Source organism: Thalassospira sp. CH_XMU1420-2 (genome assembly GCF_037029325.1).
Taxonomy (GTDB): Bacteria; Pseudomonadota; Alphaproteobacteria; order Rhodospirillales; family Thalassospiraceae; genus Thalassospira; species Thalassospira povalilytica.
Map to the genome: position 1 here is coordinate 1 of NZ_JAYMEG010000001.1, position 23,292 is coordinate 23,292.

Here is a 23,292-nt window from a genome sequence, read left to right on the forward strand (position 1 = left end):
GGTGCGCTTGCGGCGCTCCGTTCCTGAACAGGACATTGTCGTCTCCTCATGGTGACAACATATTTCAGGACGAGACAGTTAAATAAAAAAGGCCAGCAACATCGTGCTGGCCTTTTGCATCTCTGATCTCAATCTGATTCGGTCGAACGTTTCGATTACAGAATAAACTTCGAAAGATCGGCATCCTTTGACAGATCTTCGACCTGTTCGCGGACATAATTGGCATCGACCTTGAACGTCTCGCCACCGCGATCGGTCGCGGTAAAGCTGATATCATCAAGCAGCTTTTCAAGAACCGTATGCAGACGACGTGCCCCGATATTTTCGACCGTTTCGTTCACATTGGCCGAAATGCGGGCGATTTCATCAATCGCATCATCGGTAAAGTCCAGGGTGACATCCTCGGTCTTCATCAGCGCGATATACTGCTTGATCAGGGAGGCTTCCGGTTCCATCAGGATACGGCGGAAGTCCCCTTCGGTCAGGGCTTTCAACTCAACCCGGATCGGCAAGCGACCCTGCAATTCCGGCAGCAGGTCCGATGGCTTGGCCAGATGGAATGCGCCTGAACAGATAAACAGGATATGGTCGGTCTTGACCGTGCCATGCTTGGTCGAAACGCTGGTTCCTTCGATCAACGGCAACAGATCACGCTGAACACCTTCACGTGACACATCGCCACCGCGCTCGGACCGTGCGGTGATCTTGTCGATCTCGTCGAGGAACACAATACCGTTCTGTTCGACATTCTCGATCGCCTCGGCGGTGACCTTGTCCATATCCAGAAGCTTGTCGCCTTCTTCATCGATCAGGCGCTCGAACGCTTCTTCGACGGTCATGCGTTTGGGCTTGGTATTACCGCCAAATGCCTTGCCGAACATGTCATTCAGGTTCAGCATCCCCATCTGGGCACCGGGCATGCCCGGGATATCGATGGTCGGCATCGAGGCCGAGCTGCTTTCCTGAACGTTGATTTCGATTTCTTTTTGCTGAAGTTCGCCTTCGCGCAGCATCTTGCGGAATTTCTGACGGGTGTCAGAAGACGCATTTTCACCGACAAGCCCGTCAAGAATGCGTTCTTCGGCCTGCATTTCGGCCTTGGCGCGGACTTTTTTGCGCATGCTTTCGCGCGTCAGATCAATCGAAACTTCGACCAGATCACGCACGATCTGTTCGACATCACGCCCGACATAGCCGACTTCGGTAAATTTGGTTGCCTCGATCTTGATGAACGGTGCATCGGCAAGCTTTGCCAGACGGCGCGCAATTTCGGTTTTACCGACACCGGTCGGGCCGATCATCAGGATGTTTTTGGGCAGAACTTCATTGCGCATGGTGTCGTCAAGCTGCTGACGGCGCCACCGGTTGCGCAACGCAATGGCGACCGCGCGCTTGGCGTCTTTCTGCCCGATGATATGACGATCGAGTTCAGAAACAATTTCGCGCGGGCTGAAATGTTGGGTCATGATTTATTCCGTATCTTATTGCGACAGATGCAGCGACAGGGCCCGGATTGGCGCCCTGCTTATTTCGCATCCTCGATTTCAATCTTTTCCAAAAGGACATTGCCGTTGGTATAGACACAAATCTCGCCGGCAATCGCCATGGCCTTGCGGGCGATTTCTTCGGCGCTGAGGTCCTGGTCAATCAGGGCACGCGCCGCGGCCAGCGCATAGTTCCCGCCCGACCCGATGGCAATGATGCCGTCTTCGGGTTCAAGAACATCACCCTGACCGGTCAGCACCAGCGACACATCCTTGTCTGCAACCGCCATCATGGCTTCGAGCTTGCGCAGATAACGATCCGTACGCCAATCCTTGGCAAGTTCAACACAGGCACGCATGGTCTGCCCCGGATGGCGGTCAAGTTTTGCTTCGAGCCGCTCAAGCAGGGTAAAGGCATCCGCCGTTGCACCGGCGAAACCGACCATGATCTCGCCTTTCTGGCCGATCCGGCGGACCTTGCGGGCATTGCCCTTGATCACGGTCGGGCCAAGCGATACCTGACCATCACCCGCCACCACGACTTCATTGCCCTTGCGCACCGACAGAATTGTCGTGCCATGCCAGCTTTGTTGTTCGCTCATGAATTATCCTTGAATCTCATCGATTGCTTCGCCCAAGAGTTAGCACGGCAGACGCCCCGGTCAAGGGCAGAAGCCACCAGACAGACCGCATCGAACCTTTGCTGTGATGCAAACACAGTTTCAACGCCCATATGCATAAAAATTCAAAGCACACCGGCCCCACATGCTTTAGGCTTGATCATCAGAAAAGAATTTCAAGAATACAGGACCAGACATCATGAGCAGCACCGATCTTTCCCAAACCCATCTTGGCAAATGCATCCTTGCCGGTCAGGGCAAGATCAAGGCCGATCTGGTTTTGCGCAATATCGGGTTATTGGACGTCATCACAGGATCGGTGACACAAACCGACATTGCCATTGTCGGCGACCGCATTGTCGGCACCCATGACAGTTATGAAGGCCGGGACGAGATTGATTGCACTGGCAAATTCGCAGTCCCGGGCTTTATCGATACCCACCTTCATATTGAAAGCTCGCTGGTCACCCCGCTTGAATTTGATCGCTGTGTCTTGCCGCATGGCGTGACCACGGTTTTGTGTGATCCGCATGAAATCGCCAATGTGCTGGGCTCCGAAGGCATCAGATATTTCCTTGATTGCGCCGAACAGACAATCATGGATGTGCGGGTCAATCTGTCATCCTGCGTGCCGGCCACGGCGTTCGAGACCGCCGGTGCGCAACTTGAAATCGAATATCTGTTGCCGTTCCGCGAACATGAAAAGGTCGTCGGCCTTGCCGAAATGATGAACTATCCCGGTGTGCTTAACCTTGATCCGGGCATCATGGCCAAACTTGAAGCGTTTCAGGATGGCCATATTGATGGGCACGCGCCGCTGGTGCGCAGCATGGATCTGAATGGCTATATGGCGGCGGGCATCCGCACCGACCACGAAGCCACATCGGCCGAAGAAGCCCGCGAAAAACTGGCCAAGGGCATGGCGATCCTGATCCGCGAAGGATCGGTTTCCAAGGATCTCGAAGCCCTGGCCGAAATTCTCGATGAAAACAGTTCAAGCTTTGTGGCCCTTTGTACCGATGACCGCAACCCGCTTGATATCGGCGAGGAAGGCCATCTTGATAGCCTCGTGCGCCGCCTGATCGGGCATCTCAAGGCACGCAATTGTCCGATCCATCATGCCTATCGCGCCGCATCGCATTCCGCAGCCCGTATTTTCGGTCTGCGTGATCGCGGGTTGATCGGGCCGGGCTGGCGGGCCGATATCGCCATTCTGGATGATCTTGAAACCTGCGATGTTAGCGCTGTCATCGCCGGTGGCCGGGTGGTCAGCGACGATCTGTTTGCCGGGCGCAAAACCATCGCGCCTGTCGGACTAAGCTCGATGAAAGCCAAACCCGTATCGGCCGAGGCATTCGCCTGTGATCCGAAACCGGGTCAAAATCAGACGCCGGTGATCAAGGTCAAGCCGGGGCTTATCCTGACTTTCCGCGATGAAGCCACCCTGGAGATTGGCGAGAATGGCCTGAAACCCGATCTTGCCAATGACGTGATCAAGGTCGCGGTCGTCGAACGCCACGGGATCAATGGCAATATCGGACGCAGCTTTGTACGTGGTTTTGGCCTGAAACGCGGAGCGATTGCATCATCCGTCGGCCATGACAGCCACAATATCACAGTGGTCGGGGCCAATGACGCCGACATGGCCGCAGCCGTCAATCGCCTGATTGAAATGGGCGGCGGCTTTGCCGTTGCCGATGGCGGCAAGGTGACCTCCGAACTGCCATTGCCGGTCGCCGGATTGATGAGCCTTGAGCCGTTCGAGGTTGTTGAAAAAGACCTGATCAAACTCCGCGCAGCCGCCAAGGATCTGGGATGTGTTTTGCCCGAACCGTTTCTTCAGGTCGCCTTCCTGGCACTTCCGGTCATTCCGCATCTTAAAATGACCGATCGCGGTCTGTTTGATGTCGATAAATTCGACTTTGTCTAGGGGATGCGGTGAATACCCCTATATTCACTGCATATGTTGCGGCGAATAAACTTGCTATTCACCGCAAATTCCCGGCATAATCACCGCAAACGGAGCGGTGATTATGCCCTGGATTCATGAACACACAGATTGGCCGAATTTCTTCTGGGACGATAATGCCCTTATCGTCGCCTTGGCTGACTGCCGTTTTCGGCAAGGCAAACTCATTGGTAAAATGACAGCTCTGGGCTTTGATTTACAACGCGAAGCAAGCCTGAGCACCCTGACAAACGACATCATCAAATCATCCGCCATCGAAGGCGAACAGCTCAACAGAGATGAAGTTCGGTCTTCGGTTGCCCGACGTTTAGGCATGGATATGGCGGGAATGGTTCCAACCAATCGCCATGTCGACGGGGTGGTTGAAATGATGCTCGACGCCACTCAGAATTATCACGAAACGCTGACAAAAGACCGTCTTCTTGCCTGGCATGCTGCCCTGTTTCCCACCGGGCGCAGTGGCATGCATAAAATCAGAACCGGGATATGGCGGGATGATCAAGGTGGCCCTATGCAGGTTGTTTCAGGCCCGTTCGGTCGTGAAACTGTTCATTTCGAAGCACCGGGCGCCCCCCGGATTGACGACGAAATATCGGCTTTCATCGACTGGTTTGAAGGCCCGTCAACAATAGACCCGGTCATCCGCGCTGCCATTGCCCATTTCTGGTTTGTCACAATTCATCCTTTTGATGATGGCAATGGGCGCATCGCACGCGCGATTGCCGATCTGGCGCTGGCCCGTGCCGATAACAATTCTACCCGTTTTTACAGCATGTCGACCCGGATCGAAGCAGAACGGCGCGATTATTACGCTCAACTTGAACGTCAACAACGCGCCACGCCCGATATAACAGAATGGATCAGCTGGTTCGTCACATGCCTTGGCCGAGCGATTGAAGCGGCAGATGAAACACTTGAGTCCGTCCTGAAAAAAGCACGCATCTGGGATATCGCCAACAAGGCCGGGCTGAATGCCCGACAGACCCTTGTGCTTAACCGTATGCTCGAAGGGTTCAAAGGGCACATGAACACGTCGAAATATGCAAAAATCGCCAAATGCTCAAATGACACCGCACTGCGTGATATCCAGTCATTGCTTGATGCAGGCATCCTGCAAAAAAACTCGTCTGGTGGCCGCAGCACCAGTTATCGGCTCATTGACAGCTCCGTTCCGAACTAGGCGCATATTTTGCGGCCATTACGTAGCCACCTAAAACTGGCTTTTCCACGGGTTTGTTGCTACATACGGTCCATCATATGCATCAATATCTGCAGGAAAGGAGCTTTGCATGCGCAAGGCCCGCGTTGAGCGTAATACAAACGAAACCCAGATCATGGTTGAACTGAACCTTGACGGGACCGGCATCTATGATGTCGAGACCGGGGTCGGTTTCCTTGATCACATGCTCGAACAGCTTTCGCGTCACAGCCTGATGGACCTTAAGGTCCGGGCCAAGGGCGACCTGCATATTGATTTCCATCACACGACAGAAGATAGCGGCATTGCTATTGGCCAGGCCTTTGCACAGGCGCTTGGCGATAAAAAGGGCATTACGCGTTATGGCAGCTGCCTGCTGCCGATGGACGAGGCATTGACCCGTGTCGCACTTGATATTTCAAGCCGTCCCTATCTGATCTGGAATGTCAATTTTACCCGCGACAAGCTGGGCGATATGGACACCGAATTGTTCCGCGAATGGTTCCAGGGCTTTGCCCAGGCGGCAGGCATCACGCTGCATGTCGAGAACCTGTATGGCGAGAACAATCACCATATCATCGAAAGTGCCTTTAAGGCGCTTGCACGGTCCTTGCGCGATGCGATCGAAATCGATCCGCGCAAATCCGATGCCATTCCGTCGACCAAGGGGACCCTTGGCGGTTCGCTTTAAGCGGGTCAGCTTGATCTGATCGAAAATTTACCGGTGCTGTTGCGAGAACACCGGGACCAGAAAATCGGTTTTCGATGAAGGTTTACACAGTACATATCCATCCCGGCGATGCCGAACCGATGGAAAACGCCATCTTGATCCGCGAAGGGTTCAATTTCTGGGCCTTTCTGCTGTCGGGTCTTTGGGCGTTGTATCATCGCCTCTGGCTGGGATTCTTTGGTCTGGTCGTTGTTTCCATTCTGTGCAGCCTTGCGGTCATGTTCTTTGATGGCGGGCCGGAAATGGATTTCGCCCTGGCGCTTGTTACCGGGATCGGCTTTGGCCTGATTGCCAATGATCTGCGCCGGCGCAAACTGGCTGCACAGGGCTGGAAAATGACCGATATCGTTGCTGGTAAAACCCAAAGCGATGCCGAACATCGCTGTTTTGAGCGTTTGACCATATCGAAACTGCGCGTCCCACAGATGCAGCAAACCACCATATCAACCCCCTCAACCGGGAGCCCATCCTACCCATGATTGTTGCGATTATTGATTACGGTTCAGGCAATCTGCGCTCTGCTGCCAAGGCGTTCGAGCGTGCCGCCCGCGAAACCGGCTTTTCCGATGCGATCATTGTCACCGATGACCCGGAAAAGGTCCGCAACGCCAGCCATATCGTGCTTCCGGGTGTTGGTGCCTATGCCGATTGCCGGGCCGGACTTGATGCCGTGACCGGCATGGTCGATGTTCTGAACGAACAGGTGATCAAGGGTGGCAAGCCGTTCTTTGGCATCTGTGTCGGCATGCAGCTGATGTCATCGGTTGGCCGTGAATTTGCCGATACCCCCGGCCTTGACTGGATCGCGGGCGAGGTGGTTGCGATCGAACCCAGCGGTCCGACCCTGAAAATCCCGCATATGGGCTGGAACGAGCTGGTGCTTGATCCCGCTGGCAAATCCCATCCGGTCCTTCGCGGTATTGCGGACGGGGATCACGCCTATTTCGTGCACAGCTATCACATGCATGTTGCCAACCCCGACCAGCGACTGGCATCGGTTTCCTATGGCGGGGAACTGACGGCGATGATCGGGCGTGACAATATGATCGGCACCCAGTTCCACCCGGAAAAAAGCCAGAAAACGGGGCTTACCATCATTGGTAACTTCCTGGGATGGAAGCCATGATCGCACCATCCGATACCATTCAGCCCGGCGTTGTTGCCGAATGCGTGACCGAACTGTCAGCGGGCGAGCTTTCCGACATCGTCGATGCCTGCACCCAGGCGATTGTCGAGGGTGGCGGATTTGGCTGGCTGACCCCGCCCGATCGTCCGGATATGGAAAAATACTGGCGCGGGGTGTTGCTGATGCCCGGGCGGCATTTGTTTGTATCGCGCGTTGATGGTGTGATTTCCGGTGCGGCACAGCTGATTGAAACGCCTGCCAACCTTGAAGCGCAGCGCCATTCCGCCCAGATCACCGGTCATTTCGTGGCCCCCTGGGCGCGCGGGCGCGGCAATGGCAAGGCGATCGTGCGTTCGATTGAATATTTCGCCCGTCAGGCGGGCTATAACGTTTTGAAACTGGACCTTCGCGAAACCCAGAAGGCCGCCATCGCGCTTTATAACGGGCTTGGCTATGTCCGTTGGGGCATCAATCCCTATTATGCGATGATCGACGGCAAAATGGTCGAAGGTTACTATTACACCAAGAAATTACAGGACTCTGATCAGTGAATCTTTATCCCGCAATCGACCTTAAAGACGGCGCATGTGTGCGCCTTTTGCGCGGCGACATGGACAAGGCCACGGTATTCAACAATGACCCCGGCGCACAGGCCGGTGAATTTGTTCAGGCGGGCTGTCACTGGGTCCATATTGTTGATCTGAACGGGGCCTTTGCCGGCGAACCGGTTAACGGTGCCGCGGTTGATTCGATCCTGGCAGCCGTTGATGGCAAAGCCCAGACCCAGCTTGGTGGCGGCATCCGCACCATGGAAACAGTTGATTACTGGCTGAACAAGGGCATCACGCGCGTGATCCTTGGCACCGTTGCCCTGCGCAATCCGGATTTCGTCAAGGAAGCCTGCGCGAAATGGCCGGGTCGGGTTGCGGTTGGAATTGATGCCCGTGATGGCTATGTCGCGGTTGAAGGCTGGGCGGAAACGTCGGAAGTTACCGCCCTTGAACTTGCCAAAAAGTTCGAGGATTGCGGGGTTGCCGCCATCATCTTTACCGATATCGACCGCGATGGCGCGATGGGTGGGCCGAACATTGAGTCCACCGTCGCACTGGCGTCTGAAATCTCGACCCCGGTGATCGTGTCGGGCGGGGTATCGTCGCTTGATGATCTGATTGCGGTGAAAAAGCATACGAGTGCCGGCATTGACGGTGCGATTTCGGGCCGCGCGCTTTATGACGGGCGTATTGACCTGGCCGAAGCCATCGCAGCCCTTGCGTAATCGAGCAAAACAGGAAACCGACCATGTTAAAAACCCGTGTCATTCCCTGTCTTGACGTCAAGGACGGACGTGTTGTCAAAGGGGTCAATTTCGTTGATCTGATTGATGCCGGCGATCCGGTCGAACAGGCGCGGATTTACGATGCCGAGGGCGCGGACGAACTGTGCTTTTTGGATATCACCGCATCATCTGATAACCGCGACACCATCTTTGACGTTGTTGCCCGCACGGCCGAGGCCTGCTTTATGCCGGTGACGGTTGGCGGGGGCGTGCGATCGCTCGAAGACATCCGCAAGCTTTTGCTGGCCGGTGCCGACAAGGTTTCGATCAATACTGCCGCGGTGAAAAACCCCGATTTCGTCCGCGAAGCCGCCCGCAAGTTCGGGTCGCAATGCATCGTGGTTTCAATCGACGCCAAATCGACCGGCCCGGACAAGTTTGAAATCTTTACCCATGGTGGCCGCGAACCAACCGGCATCGATGCCGTTTCGTTTGCGAAACAAATGACCGAATATGGTGCGGGTGAACTTCTTGTCACTTCGATGGATCGCGATGGCACCAAGTCGGGCTTTAACATCCCGCTGACCCGCACGATTGCGGATTCCGTCCATGTGCCGGTGATTGCATCAGGCGGGGTGGGCACGCTGGACCATATGGTCGAAGGCGTGACCGAGGGTCACGCATCAGCCGTTCTGGCCGCGTCGATCTTCCATTTCGGCACCTATCGCATCCGCGAGGTCAAAGACCACATGAAGGCCGCTGGCATTCCGGTGCGTGAGGAGTAAGTTATGGCTGATCAACACATCCTGGATGCACTTTACGCCACCGTCGCTGCCCGCAAGGGTGCCGATCCGGACACCAGCTATACCGCCAAGCTGTTTGCCAAGGGCACAGCCAAAATCGCCCAGAAAGTCGGCGAAGAAGGCGTTGAAACCGTGATTGCAGCACTGGCTGAAACCCCCGATAAGGTCGCATCGGAAAGTGCCGATCTTCTTTATCACCTGACGGTTCTTTGGGCCGACCAGGGGGTAAAGCCCGAAGATGTCTGGCAAATTCTGGCCGAACGTCAGGGCATTTCAGGCATTGCAGAAAAGGCATCGCGCAAGGCTGATTAATCCTTTGTCCTTGCCGTAAAACATATTGCCCTGATCCCCGCATTCCGCCCCGTAACGCCCGAACAAGGCCTGTGGCCGCGAAGGTTGGGACCGGCATCGTGCTTTGGGCATTATTGTCCGGGCTGGATTGTCGATTTCGGCCCGGAATGACAAAGATGCAAAACCGGCAGAAATTCGAAAATCGAAATTGCACCTGACGCCAAGCCTGTCCAATATGGCAGCCATCGTCAGATTATATCGATCAGGAGCCCCAAGATGGCCGTTCAGCCTTACGATCCGGAAAACATCTTTGCCAAAATCCTGCGCGGCGAAATCCCGTGCACCAAGGTCTATGAAGACGACCATGTGCTGGCCTTCAACGATATCGCCCCACAGGCCCCGACCCATATTCTGGTCATCCCCAAAGGTGCCTATACATCCTATGACGATTTTGCCCTGAATGCGTCGGATGCTGAAATCGTTGCCTATACCCGCGCGATCGGCAAAATCGCCAAGGAAGCCGGTGTGCTCGAAGACGGCTATCGCCTGATCGCCAATACCCGCGACCATGGTCGCCAGGACGTGCCGCACCTCCATGTCCATATCATTGGCGGCACCAAGCTTGGCCTGATGTTGCCAAAGGCATAAGCCCCCTGACAGGCAATATACTGACACGCAACATAAAAGGCAGGGTGACCGTATCGCGACCCTGCCTTTTTTATCCCGATCAAGATTAATCCGAATGCCGATGAATACAGCCACGCCCAATGCATCCGATATCTTTGCTGCCCTGGCCGGGAACTGGTCACTGGTGCGCGATCTGGGGAATGCCGGACAGTTTACGGGCAAGGTGACATTTCACGCCGCCGATCCCGATAAACCAAACGTCCTGCGCTATCGTGAAGAAGGCTTTCTGACCCGCACCGATGGCAAACGGTTTGACGGCTACCGCGAATACGACTTTGTGTTGCACGAAGACCCGGCAGCGATCGAGCTTCTGTTTCGCGATCCCTTAAGTTTTGGCAATCGCTATGTGATGCTGCACTTTGGTGAGGATGCGACGGATGGGTTGTGTGCGCGTGACATTCATCCGTGCGGTGAGGATTTTTATCATCACTGCATGATCTGGCAGAATGATGATCATTTCGAAACAAAAATAAAAATCACCGGCCCCAAGAAAGACCATCTGCTTCACAGCATCTATCGCCGCAGGCAAGGCGCGTAAGCCGTCAAAAATCCCCAGAAACCGGGAATTTTCGCCAGATCAGACTTGAGTATTGTCCGCGACTTCGCGCAGCAGCCAGTCGCGAAATGCACCGACTTCGGGGGCGTCGATCCGGTTTTGCGGTGTGATCAGGTAATAGGCGCCGGGATTTTGCAAGGTGGCCTCACAGACGATCTCAAGCGTCCCGTCGGCTAACGGCCCTTCGATCAGAACACGCGGCAAAAGGGCAATACCCATCCCGGCCTTTGCGGCCTCGATCAGCATGAAGAAATGCTCGAACCCCGGTCCGGGGGCCCCCGATATGGTCACCCCATGTGCCTGTCCCCAATCATGCCAGGCCTTGGGCCGGGTGGTGTGGATCAGGCGGGTCTGCCCCGAAATCAGGGTCGTCAAATCATCTGACGGATCGGAGGTGATGGTTCCGGGTTTGGCGACAACCACCTGAATTTCATCAAAAAGTTTATCGGCACGCGCGTCTTTCCAGGTCCCGTCACCAAAATAAAGTCCGACATCCATCTGGCGTGTTGCAAGATCGGGACTGCGTTCCGGGGTCGCGAAATTAAGCGCCAATGTCTCGATCACCGGGCGGATATCAGGGTGTTCGTTTTGAAATCGTTTCAATCTTGGAATCAGCCAGGAGCTGGCCAGCGTATGCAATGCCCCGATTACCAGACGGCGTTCACCAACTCCGTGGGTGACCAGATCAAGGGTGGCGGCCTCGATCTCGTCCAGGGCACGGTGCAAACTGGGTAAATAGGCCCGTCCGGCTTCGCGCAAAGCCAGTTTCGGGCCATTGCGATCAAACAGCACCATGCCAAGGCTGGCTTCCAGATTGGCGACCTGTTGGCTGATCGCGCCCGGTGTGACCGAAAGTTCGTTTGCGGCACGGGCAAAACTGCCCAGACGGGCGGCGGCCTCAAACGCGCGAAGCGCATTGAGCGGCGGGGTGGTCGGGCGCAGCGCCATATCAATAGATTTCCTTTTGATAAGGACAGAACTTCTGATTTTGACCGCAATATTATGCTGATTTAAACTGTTTCTAACAACCAAGCATTAGATTATCTAGGAGATTCCCATGTCGCTGCCCCCGTTCCATCTGGCCTTCCCGATCAAATCGATTGCCGATACCCGCGCCTTTTACATCGACATTCTTGGCTGTGCCGAAGGACGTTCGACCGAGGCATGGATTGATTTTGATTTCTTTGGTCATCAGTTGTCTGCCCATGTCCGCCCCGAAGCCGGTCAGAACAAGGGTGCTGGCACTGTCGATGGTGATGCGGTTCCGATTCCGCATTTCGGTGCGGTTCTGGAATGGGACATCTGGCATGACCTTGCCGATCGCCTGAAAGCCGCCAATGTGCCGTTCCTTCTCGAACCGAAAATTCGCTTTAAGGGTGAACCGGGTGAACAGGGCACGTTCTTTGTCGAAGATCCGGCTGGCAATGGTCTTGAATTCAAGACATTCCGTGATCCGGCGATGATTTTCGCCCACTAAACCGGACCGGTCGATCCCGAAACGGGTGATCAAACACCTGCCAATCTGTTCATCCGGGTTCGGCGCACAGACGGGTCAGATGCCCTGATACCGAAAATACACCCGGTGACGACCGGCAAATGCCCGAATAAATGCCCGGTCAATCACACGCCAATTGATTGACCGGACATGGCAATAGCTGCCATCAATAGACGCGTCAGACTTTGCAAAGGAACGCTTTGCTATCTGGCGCGTTTTACATACAGAAACCTTTGCGTATCCCGCCACCAGTCCCGTTCGTCCCCCAAATATTGGGTACCGGAAAATCAGGAGAACACCATGTCAGCCGCCAATAATGCCCCCAATATTCTTATTTCCGCCGCCGGCGAAGACGCCGCATGGAAAGAGGCAATGGTCGCGCGGCTTCCTGGTGCCAAGATCGTCACCGGTGACGAAAATTACGATCCTGAAACGATTGATTATGCCCTGTTCTGGAAACAGCCACAGGGACTGATCAAGACGCTTTCCAATCTTAAGGCCATTTTCTCGCTCGGTGCCGGGGTTGACCATGTGGTGTCTTCGCCAAGTCTTCCGGCCGATCTGCCGGTCATTCGTCTTGAAGATGCCGGAATGGCGGATCAGATGGTGCAATATCACCTTTATGCCGCCCTGCATTTCATGCGTGATTTCGACATTTACAACGCCCAGCAGGCCAAGGCCGACTGGACCCAGCACCCGGTTGCCCGTATTTCCAAATGCCGGATCGGGGTCATGGGTCTTGGCGCACTGGGCGCAGCAGTTGCCACCGCCCTTTCCTCTCTTGGCTTTGGCGTATCGGGGTGGAGCCGCTCGATGAAGGCGATTGACGGCATTACCACCTTTGCCGGCAAGGAAACGCTGGGTGAGTTTCTGGGTCAGTCCGACATTCTGATTTGTCTGCTGCCGCGCACGACTGAAACGGAAAATGTCCTGAACAGCACGACGTTGTCCTTTTTGCCCAAGGGGGCTGCGATCATCAATGCCGCACGCGGGGCCATGATCAATGAGGCCGACCTGCTGCGCGCACTTGATACCGGGCATCTGCGCGGGGCGTTTCTTGATGTGGCGGTGACCGAACCGCTGCCTGAAAGCCACCCGTTCTGGGACCATCCGAAAATCCGCATCACCCCGCATATTGCCGCAGAAACCCGGATTGAGGAATCTGTCGAACAAATTGCGGAAAATATCGACCGGATCAATCGTGGTGAAACCCCGCGCGGGCTGGTCAACCGGGAAACCGGTTACTAAGCAACCCGGCGAGAACGCGCAGCCCATCAAACAGCTATACGGGATCTGTATCTCGTACGCCTTTGCGCGGCATGATCGCAGCATTTCGGGCACTTCGATCCATTTTGGGCGCGTCGCAATCGGTGGTTGTTCTTGTCGGCGGACGCAAATTCTGAAAAGAAGGGTTTCCGCCCGCAAGGCCCCCGTTCAGACAGGAATTTCAATGTCGGCCAAGACCTTTGTCGCCCTTCGCGTTGACTGCGATCCCCAAACGGCCTTTGACGTTTTTACCAAAGATATTGATCACTGGTGGAAACAGGGACCGCGCAACCGGCTGATTGGCAATCGGCCGGGCATCATGCAGTTTGCCGAAAAGAACGGGACGATTTTCCTTCAGGAAGCGGACAAGCGCCGCCCGGATTTCGTGGTTGAAGCAGGCAAAGTCATCAGTTTCGAGCCTGGCAAACGGTTACGGTTCGAATGGCGCTGGCCGATGGCCGACAGGAACGAGCCGGTGACGATTGTCGATATCGGTTTTGCCCCGGCTGGTCAGCAATGCCGCATTACCCTTGAACATCTTGGGCTTGAACGCCTTTCGGCCGGGCATCCGGGCCGCAACGGGCTCAATGACAACCGGTTCAAACCAATGATGACCCATTACTGGCAGGCCCATATGGTTTCATTGCGAAACCGGATCAAAAACATTTATGGGCCTTCCGGCGCGTCGTCCTGACTGCCGCTTTCAAAGATCGGTTTTGGCGAACAAATCCGCCAGCCAGTCGACAAAAACCCGTACACGTGTCGAAAGCTGGCGGTTTTGCGGATAAAGTACTGAAACCGGCATCGGGTCGGGTGGGAAATCGGGCAAAACTTCCACCAGCCGCCCCGCCCGCAAATCATCCGCCACCCGATAGCGCGGCACCTGAATCAAGCCAAGCCCGGCACTGGCACAGGCCGCATAACTGTCCGCCCCGGTGACCGAAATGCTTGCGGGCAGGGTGATTTCACGCACTTTGCCATCCACCACGAAATCAAGCGGGATCGGTTTGTCATCCGCGCCAGACAGGAAACTGACCATTTCATGACCCTGGCTTTGCAAATCATCGATGGTGCGCGGTGTCCCGAAACGCGCCAGATAATCGGGGCTTGCGATCGTTACTTCATGCAAAAGCGCCAGTCGCCGGGCGATCATGGATGAACTGGCCAGATCGCCACTGCGCAAAACGCAGTCATATCCTTCGTGGATCAGATCGACATACCGATCACCATCGGCAATCACCAGATCAATCCCCCGATAACGTTCTCGAAAGCCCGAAATGGCCGGTATGACAAAGGTACGCGCCAGCGTGCCCTGAAGATTGACCCGCAAAAGCCCCTTGGGATCGGGATTGGTAAAGCTGGTATCGGCATCTTCAAGATCGGCCAGAATCCGCACACAGCGCTGATAATAGGCTTCGCCATCGCGGGTCGGTTTGACCGTTCGCGTGGTACGTTCAAGCAACCGGGTGCCCAGCCGGTCTTCAAGGCGCTGAATGGAATTGGACATGGTTGCGCGCGGAATCAAAAGATCACCGGCCGCCTTGGTAAAGCTTTTGCGTTCTACCACGCGGACAAAATTGCGCATGTCTTCGAACCGGTCCATCCATACCCCTAATTGTTAATTATTTTCGAACAGTCAATTCGAATATAGGGCAATTATCCGAAAAGTCATCCAAGGCATAGTGCGGGCATCACAGTTAACCAAGGAGACTTTCGATGTCTGCCACTGAAAACAGAACCGCAATCATCACCGGCGCGTCGCGCGGGATCGGCGTTGCCCTTGCCAAACAACTTGCTAAGGACGGTTTTGCCGTTGTCATCAATTATGCAAGTTCGGCCCAACCGGCCGAGGAACTGGCCGAAAGCCTTAAGGCCGACGGGCATAAGGCAATCGCAATCCGGGCCGATATTTCGCGGCCCGATGCGGTCACCGCCTTGTTTGACAAAACCATTTCCGAATTTGGCGGGGTGGATGTCATCGTCAACAATGCCGGTGTCATGACGACCCAGCCGATCGCCGAAATGGATGATGCCACCTATGACGCGATGATGGATATCAATGTGCGCGGCACCTTCAACATGCTGCGCGAAGGGGCAAAGCATCTGCGCGATCATGGCCGGGTGATCAATTTTTCGACCACCGCCCTGCATCTGAAATTGCCGGGTTATGCGGTCTATAACGCCACCAAGGCCGCGGTCGAGGCCATGACAGCGGTTTATGCCAAGGAACTGCGCGGCCGTCACATCACCGTCAATGCGGTCGCACCGGGTCCGGTTGCAACCGAACTGTTCCTGAATGGCAAAACCGACGAACAGATCGCCCAGTTTGCCAAAATGCCGCCGCTTGAACGTTTGGGTCAGCCCGAAGATATCGCCGGTGTGGTGTCCTTCCTGGCCGGGACCGACTCCGGCTGGGTGGATGGTCAAACCATCCGCGCCAATGGCGGCCTGGCCTGACCCGACGTCTACCTCATCCCCCGGGTCTCCCCCCTGATCCAGTGCCAGTTTCGGCGTGCGATGGTAACATAGCACGCCGTTTCCATATCAATATATTTGACTCAGTCTATTATTTATTGGACAAAGTCAAATATCACCACAGATGGCAGGAGCACGGGAAATGGATGTCAGACAGATTGACGAGATACGGGCATTCAACCGGTTCTATACCCGACAGATCGGACTGCTGAGCGAAGGGCTGCATAAAAGCGCCTTTTCCCTGACCGAGGCCAGGGTGCTGTTTGAACTTCATGCCGGTGGTGCGCAGGTGGTTGGCAAGCTTGCTACCACACTGGCGCTTGATCCGGCCTATCTCAGCCGGATACTGACACGCTTTAAAAAGGCCGGTCTGATCACGCTTTCAACCGACAGCAAGGATCGCCGGGTGCGGGTCGCGGAATTGACCAAGCAGGGTCAGGAAATCTATGCCGGGCTTCAAGCGGCCTCACGCAATGACATCGCATCGCTGATGACGCCGCTTTCGGACAGCCAGCGTAACCAGTTGATCGCAGCGATGAAAACCATCCAGTCGCTTTTGGGATCCGATGATGACATCAAGGCCGCGGACCATAACAAGCCGGTTCTGATTCGTGACCACCGCCCCGGTGATCTTGGCTGGATCGTACAACGCCACGGGGCGCTTTATACCGCCGAATATCAATGGGACAGCACGTTTGAAGGGCTGGTAGCAGAAATCGCCGCCAAATTCCTGGCCCATCATGACCCGCGCAAAGAAGGATGCTGGATTGCCGAACATGACGGCAGGCCGGTTGGCGCCGTCATGCTGGTTCGCGAAAGCGATACGGTCGCCAAATTGCGTGTCCTGTTTGTCGAACCCGACGCCCGTGGTCTTGGCATCGGCAAACATCTGGTTGATCACTGCATTTCCTTTGCCAGACGGGCCGGTTACGCCCAGATCACGCTTTGGACCAATGGCAATCTGCATGCGGCGCGCAAGATCTATGAGAAGGCCGGATTTGTCATGGTTGCCGAAGAACCCCATCACAGCTTTGGCCATGATTTGATTGGACAAACCTGGACGCTCGGTCTTTAAGTCCCGCCAGGATCACATCGCCAGTCACCATCGGGGAATGCCATGACCGCCCAATCAGACATTACTTTCCGCTATGCCAATCGTGGGGATCTGCCCGCCATTGTCGCCCTTTTGGCCGATGATGAAAAAGGCAAAACCCGGGAAGAATTCACCGATCCGTTGCCCGATGCCTATTATGCTGCCTTTGATGCCATGGAATCCCAGTCAACAGAGGCACTTCCGAACAAGTATCTTCTGGCGATGTCTGGCGATGATGTTGTCGGCTGTTTGCAATTGACCCTGATTGCCGGGCTGTCGCGCCGCGGGCAGTTGCGTGCCCAGATCGAGGGTGTTCGGGTATCAAGCAAGGTGCGCGGACAGAAGATCGGTGAAAAGCTGATCGAACAATCCATTTCGATTTCGAAATCACTTGGCGCGCATCTTGTGCAATTCACCACGGACAAGACCCGCAAGGATGCCCATCGTTTCTACGAACGGCTTGGCTTTGTCGCCAGTCACGAAGGCATGAAAATGACCCTGGATTGATCCCTGGCCTGGGAATTCATGTGTTGAATTGAGCTTGCGCAATCACATTGCCAACGATTTCTGCTAGACTATTTCTATTACAGTCAGCACTTGATCGGAGCGATATCATGAACTTGATCGAATTGCAGGATATGGCCCGCGAACGCGGCTTTACCCATATTTTCAGTGCCCGTGACAATCATGTGATCTGCGACGGCCAGGAAGTCAGATACCATGCCGATGATCTGACCATTGTCGATTTCCGGAGTGTCGATAACGGTACCGACCCGGGCGATGATGCCACTCTTTACATGATCGAGGCCAAGGACGGCCTGCGCGGTATGCTGATTGTGCCTGACAGCTTCCACACCGATCCGGACAAGGCAGATCTGGTCGATCATTTGCGCCGCAATCAATCCTGAAAAAAGGGCCTGAAAAAAGGGTTGGTGATTCCGGTCCGGAACATTCCTGTGGGGTATGACGTTCTGTCTATATCAGGAAAATTTCGATCACGGAGATTCCAATGACCCTCGCAGATCTTCAGGCAAATGCAAAAGAACATGGTTTCACCCATCACTTCATGTGTGAAGACGGTGGTGTGCGCAGTGACGGTACGGGTCACCTGTATAATGCGGATGAGCTGCGCCTGGTACATTCCAGCAGCACCGACCACGGTACTGATCCCGGCGATGATGCGACGATTTTCATGATCGAGGCCAAGGACGGCACCAAAGGCGTGATGATCGTCGCCGATGCCTTTCACGCCGACCCGAACAAAGCCGAAATCATTGATCAGCTGCGCCGTAACCGCGCGACTTACTGACCATGATTGAATGGCGATGGTTTGATCATTGCCACCAGAATACCGACCAGGGCCCTGAACTAACGGCGATAAACCATCTGCCGATAGTTCAGGGCCTCGGCAATATGGGGGCGTTTGACGGCTTTGCTATCGGCAAGATCGGCAATCGTGCGTGCAACGCGCAGGATACGGTGATATCCGCGGGCCGAAAGCTTCATCTGACGGGCGGCATCCTGAAGCAGACCACGCCCGGCCTCATCAAGCGATGCCGACTGTTGCAAAACGTCGCCATCGGCGAGTGCGTTGGTTGATATCGGTTCGTTCTTATATCGTAACATTTGTACTTCGCGCGCCCTGAGCACCCGGTCACGGATCACCGCACTTGTTTCCCCGCTGGCTGGCAGATCAAGTTCTTCGGGCTTGACCGCCGGGACTTCGATCTGAATATCAAAGCGGTCAAGAAGCGGTCCTGACAGCCTTGCCTGATAATCCTCGCCACATCTTGGTGCACGGCTACAGGCCAGATCATTATCCCCCAGATAGCCACAACGGCATGGATTCATCGCCGCCACCAGCTGCACCCGTGCCGGATAGGTCACATGTGCATTGGCGCGTGCGACCGAAACCTGCCCGGTTTCAAGCGGCTGACGCAGGGCATCAAGCACATTGCGTTGAAATTCCGGCAATTCATCGAGAAACAGCACACCGTTATGGGCCAGTGAAATTTCGCCCGGCCGCACACGATGCCCGCCACCCACAAGGGCTGGCATCGATGCTGAATGGTGCGGGGTTCTGTAGGGACGGCTGCGGATAAGCCCCCCGGCCGGCAACATCCCCGATACCGAATGGATGACCGTGGTTTCAAGCGCCTGTCTGGCATCAAGATCGGGCAGGATACCCGGCAACCGGGCCGCCAGCATCGACTTTCCCGATCCGGGTGGCCCCGACATCAAAAGGTTATGGCCGCCGGCTGCGGCGATCTCAAGCGCGCGCTTGGCGCTTTCCTGTCCCTTGATATCACGCAGATCACCATGAAATTCATTGATTTCCCCGTCATCGCGCCGGGTAGGACGGGCAAGGATCTGGGTGCCTTTGAAATGATTGATCAGGCTAATCAGTGTTTTGGGCGCCAGAATTTCCAAATCACCGGCCCAAAGGGCCTCGGCCCCGTTGTCATGCGGGCAAATGATCCCGCAATCACGTGTCGCGGCCTCCATCGCTGCGGGCAGAACCCCGCCAACCGCGGTGATCCCGCCATCAAGGCCAAGTTCGCCAAGTACCAGAAACTGCGCGATATCTTCATGCCCGATCACATCCATTTCGGCCAAAAGACCAAGTGCGATCGGCAGATCGAAATGCGATCCTTCCTTAAGCAAATCGGCCGGCGCGAGATTAATCGTGATCCGCTTGGGCGGCAGGGCAAGCCCCATGGCAGAAAGTGCCGAACGCACCCGTTCGCGGGCCTCTGACACTGCCTTGTCAGGCAGGCCAACCACGGTAAAAGCCGGAAGGCCACTTGCCATTTGCACCTGAACGTCAACTGGGATGGTTTCAATCCCGGCAAAGGCTACTGTGGTGACCCGTGCTGTCATGTTGGCTGATCCCCATAACCCCAAGTTGTAATACTTTGACGGGAAATGGGGATCAGGGCAACAAATCGTTTATCAACAGGGAATTAGGACCGCCATCACGCACAGCTTGCCATGTCGTCCGACGACATTTCGGTATTGATCATCCACGGTGTTCCGAACTTGTCGACAAACATGCCATAGCCGGGTGACCAGAAGGTTTTGTCAAACGGCATGGTAACCACACCACCAACGGATAAGCGGTCAAAGATGGCTTTTGCCTGTGCGGCGGTATCAAAGTGAAGGGATGCTGTCATGCCCTGCATTTTGTTGAAATAGTCGGGCGGACAATCAGATCCCATCACCTGCCAGCCATCGCCGATCAGGCAGGCATGGGCGATCTTGTCGTTATGTTCGGACATGTCACCGGCCATCGGCGTATCGCCATAGGCCATCATGATCAGGTCGCCGCCCAGAATGGTCTGATAAAATTCGAATGCCGGACGGCAATTGCCGTCAAAGTTCAGATACGTGATCAATTTCATCGCGGTGATCCTTAAATCAAAGGGGTGGATGACGCAGATATCCTGGCTTATGGCGCCAGATCGAACTGGGCAGCACAATTTTCATAGTCAAACGGTACCGAGAAATGTTCATGCACGATGCGCCAGTGCCCGCCCTGTTTTTCAAGTTGCTTTGTCGCGCGCATCCAGCTGGCCTGTTCACTGCCATCATCGTGGCGCAACCCGCACCGGATCAGGAAATGCACCACCGCAAGATCACCCGACACCCGGATGGAAGGTTCAAGCGGCTGGAAAAAGACCGTGCCCTGTTCGGGCATGCAGCGATGCCAATGGGCGCGATATTGCGCATGACCACGCAATTGCAGCGGCCCGATCGCGTCAAAGGAACAGATATCGTCGCTATAAAGTGCCATCACGGCATCAACATCTTTGTTGCTGGCAAATGTGATCCAGCGGTCAAGAAGATCCAGAATGGCCTTGTGGTCGTCAGATTGCGGATTGGTCATCAGACGGATCCTTTGATGATGCACAGCGCCCCGGCCTATCGTCGGGCGGGGCCATAAACACGGTCGGATGCTCGCTCGGTCGGTCGGTCGCAACACAAACCATTGATATTCAACGGTCACGACTGGTTGCCGAAAACCGGGAAACAGATCAGCGTTTTACGCTTTTCCCGTTTGACAAATACGTTGATATCAACATAATTAAGTCATGTCAAAAAAAGAATTCAACCATAACGATCAGACGGTTCCGTTTGCCAATACCCTTATGGTACGGGACTCGTGTCTTTGCCTGCATGTCAGGCGGGCTGCCAGAACAATTGCCCGGCGGTTTGATGATGCATTTCGTCCGCTTGATCTGACCAGCGGGCAATATTCATTGCTGATGTCGCTCAACCGTCCTTCGCCACCGCATATGAAGGATGTCGCCGATCTTCTGGCGATGGATCGCACCACACTTACCGCCAATCTCAAACCGCTGGAACGGCGCGGGCTTGTGGAAATCACGCCGGATCCCAAGGACAAGCGCGGCCGTTTGCTCAGCCTGACCAAGGATGGCATGGCGCTTTTGGCGCGTGCCTTTCCAATCTGGAAGGAAACACAAAATCAGCTCGAAAGTCTGGTCGCCGACTCCAATGCCCGACAACTTCTGGCCGATCTGATCAGCCTGTCGCAGGATCCGGAAAAATAGGCGCATCATTTCCACCGGTTTCAAGCCGATATCGCAAAAACTGGCCGCCGTCATGCATAACCGGGCCGTCAAACACTGCCCCGATGCGTTTTAACGCACCAAGTCTGGTGCGGGTCGGCGGCAACAGGAAGGTAACATGGGGAATGCGCGGATCCGCGCGCGCAAATTCCAGTGCCTTTCGGGTGATTGCCATGCCCAGGCCAAAACAGTCGGCCTTCAATACCAGCCCGTAATCCCAGTCATTTCCTTCCTTCTGGAATCCGCCCCAGCCAACATAGACACCATCACACAAAATTGCCCAGTGGCCGAGCCCGTCACGCGCCCAATATCGGGTTTTGATCATGATAAACCGGTCATAGGCCGCCAGGTCCCAAGGGCCGGACAGTAACGGCATATGCACGCGCAGACGCCGATCAGACATATGCGCAATGATCATGGCCGGATCGATATCGCGCAGATCGACAAAATCGATCTTGGGTCCTGTGGCCGGACGCATCGCATCATGTGACATTGAGTTCTGCCAGCTCGAAAAAGAAAAAGGCGCAAAGGTATCGCACCCATTGCGCCGTCTGGCCGATCAATTGTCAAATCAAGGCAGATCACAACCGATCACATCTGCCCAAGCCCGACCTTGCGGGCCGCGTTCAGTCAGTCAGTCAATCAATCTTCGTTTTTACCGGTTGCTTCGCGCGGCGGAAGGAATTCCTTGCGGCACGGAACGGCTTCTTCATCAACCACGGTCCAGCCAAAATTGCGAAACTTGCCAAAGCTTTCCTTTTTCATGGTGATGCCGCTGGCTTCGTGCTTGCGCACCACACTTGCATCTTCACCATCAATCTTGGCGGCACGGGCCCAAGCGCGTTCGCGCATGGCTTTGGTGATTTTCGGTTCTGGCATCGGGACTCTTTTTTCTAGAAATGCGACAATACCGCACTATAGCGCAATTTCGGGCAAGCACGTGCAGTTTGCGATGGCATTACCCCATGCCCGGATATCAGGCAATCGACTTTTGATCATTGTCGTGGGGCAGGTGGAAGACGGTTTCGGTCAGGGATTCACGTTCGGACATGATCGCCATCCAGTCGCGCACCCGCACCGGAATATCAAATCGCCGGTCCGGCCAGCGGAAATCGATATAATAAAGCCCGACCAGAACCGACCAGGTCCCAAGATTGGGTTCCTCGGTTCGCAATTGCGGCAATCCTTCAAGGATGGCATCAATCGCACTTTGGACCGCGGTTGCCTGCCGGTCCATTACGAAATCGGAACGATCAGTTTCTGCGCGCTTTGAATCGGCAAACAGTCGGCCGGTTGCCGTCATCATGCCATCGGCAAGCCCTTGCCATTTCAGGGCATTAAGGCGATCAATCCCGTCCTGGGGAATAACGCCCTCGGATTGTCCGGTCGATCGGGCCAACTGGTCGAGATAGTCACAAATCACAGCTGATTCAAAAACCGCCATCCCGTCTTCAAGGATCAGGGTCGGGACCTTTGCCAGCGGGTTATGTTCGCGCAAGGCCGCATCGGTCCAGGGATCAATCAGGATTTCACTGACCTGCTTTTCCAGACCGAGTTCGCGCAAAACGACCCGTACCTTGCGTGAAAAAGGTGATGTTGGCGAATAGTAAAGTTGCATCATGGTCCAAAGCCCC

At 55.2% G+C, this 23,292-nt stretch carries 30 protein-coding genes; 20 read left to right on the plus strand and 10 right to left on the minus strand.

The window, feature by feature from the left end; all coding sequences use genetic code 11:
- Positions 1-155: 155 nt before the first annotated feature.
- Positions 156-1,466: an ATP-dependent protease ATPase subunit HslU gene (gene hslU / locus WA429_RS00005; protein ID WP_101246733.1), complete on the minus strand. Its 1,311-nt coding sequence runs from the start codon at positions 1,464-1,466 to the stop codon at positions 156-158.
- A 59-nt stretch (positions 1,467-1,525) separates the two neighbouring features.
- Positions 1,526-2,086: an ATP-dependent protease subunit HslV gene (gene hslV, locus WA429_RS00010; protein ID WP_101246732.1), complete on the minus strand. Its 561-nt coding sequence runs from the start codon at positions 2,084-2,086 to the stop codon at positions 1,526-1,528.
- Positions 2,087-2,303: 217 nt separating this feature from the next.
- Between hslV and ade the strand changes: the two genes are divergently transcribed.
- The 11 genes from ade (at position 2,304) to WA429_RS00065 (ending at position 10,722) form a co-directional block, all read left to right on the plus strand.
- Positions 2,304-4,034 carry an adenine deaminase gene (gene ade / locus WA429_RS00015; RefSeq protein ID WP_287464597.1) on the plus strand — a complete coding sequence of 577 codons (1,731 nt, stop codon included), beginning with the start codon at positions 2,304-2,306 and terminating at the stop codon, positions 4,032-4,034.
- 103 nt (positions 4,035-4,137) lie between these two features.
- Complete coding sequence (locus tag WA429_RS00020; RefSeq protein WP_336107140.1) at positions 4,138-5,253, plus strand: Fic family protein; 1,116 nt, start codon at positions 4,138-4,140, stop codon at positions 5,251-5,253.
- Positions 5,254-5,362: 109 nt separating this feature from the next.
- Entirely contained in the window at positions 5,363-5,962 is a 600-nt protein-coding gene (hisB, locus tag WA429_RS00025) for an imidazoleglycerol-phosphate dehydratase HisB (protein ID WP_101246729.1), read from the plus strand.
- Between the two features lie 74 nt (positions 5,963-6,036).
- On the plus strand, positions 6,037-6,480 hold the full coding sequence (locus tag WA429_RS00030; protein WP_101246728.1) for a DUF2628 domain-containing protein: 444 nt from the start codon (positions 6,037-6,039) through the stop codon (positions 6,478-6,480).
- Entirely contained in the window at positions 6,477-7,127 is a 651-nt protein-coding gene (gene hisH, locus WA429_RS00035) for an imidazole glycerol phosphate synthase subunit HisH (protein WP_287464596.1), read from the plus strand. Before WA429_RS00030 ends, hisH begins: the two co-directional genes overlap by 4 nt.
- Positions 7,124-7,678 (plus strand): GNAT family N-acetyltransferase, encoded by a 555-nt coding sequence (locus WA429_RS00040; protein WP_228194908.1) that lies wholly within the window; start codon positions 7,124-7,126, stop codon positions 7,676-7,678. Before hisH ends, WA429_RS00040 begins: the two co-directional genes overlap by 4 nt.
- A complete protein-coding gene (gene hisA, locus WA429_RS00045) occupies positions 7,675-8,403 on the plus strand; it encodes a 1-(5-phosphoribosyl)-5-[(5-phosphoribosylamino)methylideneamino]imidazole-4-carboxamide isomerase (RefSeq protein ID WP_114112145.1) in 729 nt (242 codons plus the stop codon). Before WA429_RS00040 ends, hisA begins: the two co-directional genes overlap by 4 nt.
- A gap of 23 nt (positions 8,404-8,426) precedes the next feature.
- A complete protein-coding gene (gene hisF, locus WA429_RS00050; RefSeq protein WP_250281091.1) occupies positions 8,427-9,188 on the plus strand; it encodes an imidazole glycerol phosphate synthase subunit HisF in 762 nt (253 codons plus the stop codon).
- A gap of 3 nt (positions 9,189-9,191) precedes the next feature.
- Complete coding sequence (locus tag WA429_RS00055) at positions 9,192-9,518, plus strand: phosphoribosyl-ATP diphosphatase (protein WP_287464595.1); 327 nt, start codon at positions 9,192-9,194, stop codon at positions 9,516-9,518.
- A gap of 255 nt (positions 9,519-9,773) precedes the next feature.
- Positions 9,774-10,145 (plus strand): histidine triad nucleotide-binding protein, encoded by a 372-nt coding sequence (locus WA429_RS00060; protein WP_101246722.1) that lies wholly within the window; start codon positions 9,774-9,776, stop codon positions 10,143-10,145.
- Positions 10,146-10,239: 94 nt separating this feature from the next.
- Entirely contained in the window at positions 10,240-10,722 is a 483-nt protein-coding gene (locus tag WA429_RS00065; RefSeq protein ID WP_287464594.1) for a DUF6314 family protein, read from the plus strand.
- A 39-nt stretch (positions 10,723-10,761) separates the two neighbouring features.
- Here the strand turns inward: WA429_RS00065 and WA429_RS00070 are convergent, their stop codons facing one another.
- Positions 10,762-11,688: a LysR substrate-binding domain-containing protein gene (locus WA429_RS00070; protein ID WP_287464593.1), complete on the minus strand. Its 927-nt coding sequence runs from the start codon at positions 11,686-11,688 to the stop codon at positions 10,762-10,764.
- Between the two features lie 109 nt (positions 11,689-11,797).
- On the opposite strand from WA429_RS00070, the gene WA429_RS00075 reads away from it, so the two are divergent.
- The 3 genes from WA429_RS00075 to WA429_RS00085 all read left to right on the plus strand — a co-directional run bounded on the left by WA429_RS00075 (position 11,798) and on the right by WA429_RS00085 (position 14,195).
- Positions 11,798-12,217 carry a VOC family protein gene (locus WA429_RS00075; RefSeq protein ID WP_101246720.1) on the plus strand — a complete coding sequence of 140 codons (420 nt, stop codon included), beginning with the start codon at positions 11,798-11,800 and terminating at the stop codon, positions 12,215-12,217.
- Between the two features lie 318 nt (positions 12,218-12,535).
- Positions 12,536-13,483: a 2-hydroxyacid dehydrogenase gene (locus tag WA429_RS00080; protein WP_287464592.1), complete on the plus strand. Its 948-nt coding sequence runs from the start codon at positions 12,536-12,538 to the stop codon at positions 13,481-13,483.
- A 202-nt stretch (positions 13,484-13,685) separates the two neighbouring features.
- Positions 13,686-14,195: an SRPBCC domain-containing protein gene (locus tag WA429_RS00085; RefSeq protein WP_101246718.1), complete on the plus strand. Its 510-nt coding sequence runs from the start codon at positions 13,686-13,688 to the stop codon at positions 14,193-14,195.
- A gap of 9 nt (positions 14,196-14,204) precedes the next feature.
- On the opposite strand, the gene WA429_RS00090 is transcribed toward WA429_RS00085, so the two are convergent.
- Complete coding sequence (locus WA429_RS00090) at positions 14,205-15,104, minus strand: LysR family transcriptional regulator (RefSeq protein ID WP_206926449.1); 900 nt, start codon at positions 15,102-15,104, stop codon at positions 14,205-14,207.
- A gap of 113 nt (positions 15,105-15,217) precedes the next feature.
- On the opposite strand from WA429_RS00090, the gene WA429_RS00095 reads away from it, so the two are divergent.
- The 5 genes from WA429_RS00095 to WA429_RS00115 all read left to right on the plus strand — a co-directional run bounded on the left by WA429_RS00095 (position 15,218) and on the right by WA429_RS00115 (position 18,378).
- Complete coding sequence (locus WA429_RS00095; RefSeq protein ID WP_287464591.1) at positions 15,218-15,958, plus strand: SDR family oxidoreductase; 741 nt, start codon at positions 15,218-15,220, stop codon at positions 15,956-15,958.
- 160 nt (positions 15,959-16,118) lie between these two features.
- Positions 16,119-17,051: a bifunctional helix-turn-helix transcriptional regulator/GNAT family N-acetyltransferase gene (locus WA429_RS00100; protein WP_287464590.1), complete on the plus strand. Its 933-nt coding sequence runs from the start codon at positions 16,119-16,121 to the stop codon at positions 17,049-17,051.
- A gap of 42 nt (positions 17,052-17,093) precedes the next feature.
- Positions 17,094-17,576: a GNAT family N-acetyltransferase gene (locus tag WA429_RS00105; RefSeq protein ID WP_287464589.1), complete on the plus strand. Its 483-nt coding sequence runs from the start codon at positions 17,094-17,096 to the stop codon at positions 17,574-17,576.
- A gap of 107 nt (positions 17,577-17,683) precedes the next feature.
- Positions 17,684-17,977 carry a phosphoribosylpyrophosphate synthetase gene (locus WA429_RS00110; protein WP_101246714.1) on the plus strand — a complete coding sequence of 98 codons (294 nt, stop codon included), beginning with the start codon at positions 17,684-17,686 and terminating at the stop codon, positions 17,975-17,977.
- Positions 17,978-18,078: 101 nt separating this feature from the next.
- Positions 18,079-18,378: a phosphoribosylpyrophosphate synthetase gene (locus WA429_RS00115; protein WP_101246713.1), complete on the plus strand. Its 300-nt coding sequence runs from the start codon at positions 18,079-18,081 to the stop codon at positions 18,376-18,378.
- Positions 18,379-18,437: 59 nt separating this feature from the next.
- Here the strand turns inward: WA429_RS00115 and WA429_RS00120 are convergent, their stop codons facing one another.
- The 3 genes from WA429_RS00120 to WA429_RS00130 form a co-directional block, all read right to left on the minus strand.
- Positions 18,438-19,949 carry a YifB family Mg chelatase-like AAA ATPase gene (locus WA429_RS00120; RefSeq protein WP_287464588.1) on the minus strand — a complete coding sequence of 504 codons (1,512 nt, stop codon included), beginning with the start codon at positions 19,947-19,949 and terminating at the stop codon, positions 18,438-18,440.
- A gap of 95 nt (positions 19,950-20,044) precedes the next feature.
- Positions 20,045-20,470: a VOC family protein gene (locus WA429_RS00125; RefSeq protein ID WP_287464587.1), complete on the minus strand. Its 426-nt coding sequence runs from the start codon at positions 20,468-20,470 to the stop codon at positions 20,045-20,047.
- A gap of 47 nt (positions 20,471-20,517) precedes the next feature.
- The gene (locus WA429_RS00130) at positions 20,518-20,955 is read right to left on the minus strand and encodes a YybH family protein (protein WP_287464586.1); all 438 of its coding nucleotides are present in this window, start codon (positions 20,953-20,955) and stop codon (positions 20,518-20,520) included.
- A 205-nt stretch (positions 20,956-21,160) separates the two neighbouring features.
- Between WA429_RS00130 and WA429_RS00135 the strand changes: the two genes are divergently transcribed.
- Positions 21,161-21,640, plus strand: a complete 480-nt coding sequence (locus WA429_RS00135) for a MarR family winged helix-turn-helix transcriptional regulator (RefSeq protein WP_250281109.1) — start codon at positions 21,161-21,163, stop codon at positions 21,638-21,640.
- Here WA429_RS00135 and WA429_RS00140 read toward each other — a convergent pair.
- The 3 genes from WA429_RS00140 to WA429_RS00150 all read right to left on the minus strand — a co-directional run bounded on the left by WA429_RS00140 (position 21,612) and on the right by WA429_RS00150 (position 23,279).
- Positions 21,612-22,151 (minus strand): GNAT family N-acetyltransferase, encoded by a 540-nt coding sequence (locus WA429_RS00140; protein WP_287464585.1) that lies wholly within the window; start codon positions 22,149-22,151, stop codon positions 21,612-21,614. The two genes, WA429_RS00135 and WA429_RS00140, sit on opposite strands and share 29 nt — an antisense overlap.
- 149 nt (positions 22,152-22,300) lie before the next feature.
- Entirely contained in the window at positions 22,301-22,537 is a 237-nt protein-coding gene (locus tag WA429_RS00145) for a hypothetical protein (protein WP_287464584.1), read from the minus strand.
- 97 nt (positions 22,538-22,634) lie between these two features.
- Positions 22,635-23,279: a glutathione S-transferase gene (locus WA429_RS00150; protein WP_287464583.1), complete on the minus strand. Its 645-nt coding sequence runs from the start codon at positions 23,277-23,279 to the stop codon at positions 22,635-22,637.
- Between the last annotated feature and the right edge of the window lie 13 nt (positions 23,280-23,292).